Source organism: Planctobacterium sp. AWM4_229 (genome assembly GCF_056160305.1).
Genome location: NZ_JBSWWX010000037.1, coordinates 1 through 222 on the forward strand (window position 1 = coordinate 1; position 222 = coordinate 222).

Here is a 222-nt window from a genome sequence, read left to right on the forward strand (position 1 = left end):
AGCCGTTCATCCTGCCTATCGAAGACGTATTCTCAATCTCAGGCCGTGGTACAGTAGTAACTGGTCGTGTTGAGCAAGGTATCATCAAAGTTGGTGAAGAAGTAGAAATCGTAGGTATGAAAGAGACTACAACTACGACTTGTACTGGTGTTGAGATGTTCCGTAAGCTGCTTGACGAAGGTCGTGCCGGTGAGAACGTTGGTGTTCTTCTTCGTGGTACTA

Annotated in this window: 1 protein-coding gene; it reads left to right on the forward strand. The window is 46.4% G+C overall.

Features of this window, described 5'->3' with window-relative positions; genetic code table 11:
- On the forward strand, positions 1–222 hold a 222-nt coding region (locus ACXAGP_RS22135; RefSeq protein WP_475263963.1), incomplete at both ends, for an EF-Tu/IF-2/RF-3 family GTPase.